The sequence below is a fragment of the Planomonospora algeriensis genome, from assembly GCF_977012225.1.
This window is the reverse complement of sequence record NZ_CDRNDK010000630.1, coordinates 1-2,971: the sequence shown is the minus strand read 5'-3', so window position 1 is coordinate 2,971 and position 2,971 is coordinate 1. Positions and strand designations below refer to the sequence as shown.

The following is a 2,971-nucleotide window of genomic DNA, read 5'->3' as shown; positions in this document are numbered from 1 at the left end:
CCGATGCGGTGGGGGCGGTGCGTTCGGCGGGGGCCGGGGTGCTGGTGGAGGTGGGTCCGGATGCGACGTTGACGGCGTTGGCTCAGCAGTGTGTGGAGCAGGGGGTGTTCGTCGCGACGGGGAGCAGGGGCCGGGGTGAGGCGCGGGTCTTCGTCGAGGCGCTGGCCCGGTTGCACACGTCGGGGGTGGCGGTCGATTGGGAGGCGTACTTCTCTGGTGTGCGGCCGGTGCGGGTGGATCTGCCGACGTATGCGTTCCAACGCAAGCGGTTCTGGTTCATGCCGGGAAGCGCCGAGTCCGAGCAGGCGGTCGACGCCGCCGACCCCGAGTTCTGGTCGGCCGTGGAGCGCGAGGACGTGGCCGCGCTCGCCGCGACGCTGGACATCGAGGACGGCTCGCCGCTGGCGGCCGTGCTGCCCGCGCTCTCGTCCTGGCGGCGCCGCAGGCGTGAGCAGAGCGTGCTGGACTCGTGGCGTTACCGCGTGACGTGGGAACCCGTCGTCCTGCCGGAGGCCGGGCCGGCCGCGCTGTCCGGCACCTGGCTGATCGCCGTCCCGGCGGCGCGTGCCGTCGACGACTCGGTGGCCGCCGTCGTCCAGGCCCTCAAGCGGCACGGAGCCGATCCTCAGGTTGTCGCACTGGGCGACGGCCCGGACAGCGAGGCGCTGCCGTACGGCGACGCCGCACCCGCAGGGGTGCTCTCCCTCCACTGCGACCTGGCCCGGGTCCTCTCGCTGATGAAGGCCATGAACGGCGTGGACGCGCCGCTGTGGATCGGCACCGACGGCGGTGAGAGCGTCAGCCGCGTCGACTTCGTCCGCAGCCCCGAGCAGGGTGCGGTGGCCGGGCTCGGCCGCGTCTTCGGACTGGAGCACCCCGACCGTCTGGGCGGCATCGTCGACCTGCCGGAGACCCTCGACACGCGCGTCCTCAACCGCCTGATGAGCGTGCTCGCCGGAGCAGGGGAGGAAGACCAGCTGGCCGTCCGCGCCTCCGGGGTCTTCGCCCGGCGGCTGACCAGGGCGCCCAGACAGCGGACGGGCTCGTCGGAACGCCGGCGGGCACGCGGTACCGCGCTGATCACCGGCGGCACCGGCGGTCTGGGCGCGCACGTGGCGCGCAGGCTCGCCCGAGACGGCGTCGAGCACCTGGTCCTCACCAGCAGACGAGGCGCGGGCGCTCCCGGCGCCGCGGAGCTCGCGGCCGAGCTCGAAGGGCTGGGCGCCCGAGTGACGGTCGCCGCCTGCGACGTGGCCGACCGAGACGCGCTCGCCGCCCTGATCGGCGAGGTCGAGGCGGACGGCGACGCCATCCGATCGGTCTTCCACACCGCGGGCGTTCCGCACATCCAGTCGTTGCTCGGCCTCGGCCCGGACGAGCTGGCCGAGGCCACACAGGCCAAGATCATCGGAGCCGCCCACCTGGACGAGCTCTTCACCGGCCCGCTCGACGCCTTCGTGCTGTTCTCCTCCGGCGCCGGGGTCTGGGGAGGCTCCCACAACGGGGCCTACGCCGCGGGCAACGCGTTCCTCGACGCGCTCGCCGCCCGCCGCCGTGCCCGCGGCCTCCCCGGAACGGCGATCGCCTGGGGCTTCTGGGACGCGGCGGGCGGCGGAATGACCACGCTGCTCGGCGAGGACGACGCCCGCAGGAGCGGCGTCGGCTACATGGATCCGCTCATGGCCGTCGAGGGACTCTGGCAGGCGCTGGACGACGACGAGACCAACCTGGTGATCGCGGACATCGACTGGCCGCGTTTCGCCCCGCTCTTCACCGCGGCCCGCCGGCGCCCCCTGCTGGACGGCGTCCCCGAGGCCGTCGCGGCGCTCGAAACCGGGGAGGAGGGTGCCGGTGAGGTCTCGGAGCTGGGCGCCCAGCTGCTCCGGCTCGGCCCGCAGGACCAGACCCGGCTCCTGGTGGCCCGGGTCCGCGAAGAGGTGGCCGGCGTGCTCGGCTACGCGGACCCGGCCGAGGTCGGCGTCGACCGGGCCTTCCGCGACCTCGGCTTCGACTCGGTCACGGCCGTCGAGCTGCGCGGCAGGCTCAACCTCGCCCTCGGCATCCGCCTGCCGGCCACCGTGGTCTTCGACTATCCGAACGTGAAGGCGCTCGCGGAGCTGGCCAGGACCGAGATCCTGGGCGTCCAGGAAGAGTCCGCGACGGCCGGGGCGGCCCACGGCGACGTGTCCGACGACCCGGTCGTGATCGTCGGAATGAGCTGCCGCACGCCAGGAGGCGTGAACGGCCCCGACGACCTCTGGCGGCTGGTCGCCGAGGGCGGGGACGCCATCTCCCGGCTGCCCGAGAACCGCGGGTGGGACGTGGAGGGGATCTACGACCCGGACCCGGAGGCCCCCTTCGCCTCGTACACGCGAGACGGAGGCTTCCTGGCCGGCGCGGGTGAGTTCGACCCCGAGTTCTTCGGCATCAGCCCGCGCGAGGCACTGGCGATGGACCCGCAGCAGCGCCTGCTGCTCGAAGCCTCCTGGGAGGCGATCGAGCACGGTCGCATCGACCCCGGTTCGCTGCGCGGCAGCCGTACCGGCGTGTTCGTGGGCGCGGCCTACGAGGAGTACGGCCGCCACTCCGACCAGGTGCCGCTGGAATCCGTCGGGCATCTGGTCACCGGCACGCTGAGCAGCATCGCCTCTGGCCGCGTCGCGTACGCGATGGGGCTCGAAGGGCCCGCGGTGACGGTGGACACGGCGTGCTCGTCGTCGCTGGTGGCGCTGCATCTGGCCGTGCAGGCGCTGCGCAACGGCGACTGCGACCTGGCCCTGGCGGGCGGCGTCACGGTGATGTGCACGCCGCTCGGCTTCATCGGCTTCAGCCTGCAGGGCGCGCTCTCCCGGGACGGCAGGTGCAAGGCCTTCGCCGGTGCGGCGGACGGCTTCGGCCTGGCGGAAGGCGTGGGCATGCTGCTGGTCGAGCGGTTGTCGGACGCGCGCCGCAACGGCCACCCGGTCCTGGC

The 2,971-nt window shown here is 73.8% G+C and carries 1 protein-coding gene; it reads left to right on the top strand.

Annotation, left to right across the window (positions count from 1 at the left end):
- Nucleotides 1-17: 17 nt before the first annotated feature.
- A partial coding sequence (locus ACWJ6R_RS33655) for an SDR family NAD(P)-dependent oxidoreductase (RefSeq protein WP_449066087.1) occupies nt 18-2,971 on the top strand: 2,954 nt, incomplete at its 3' end.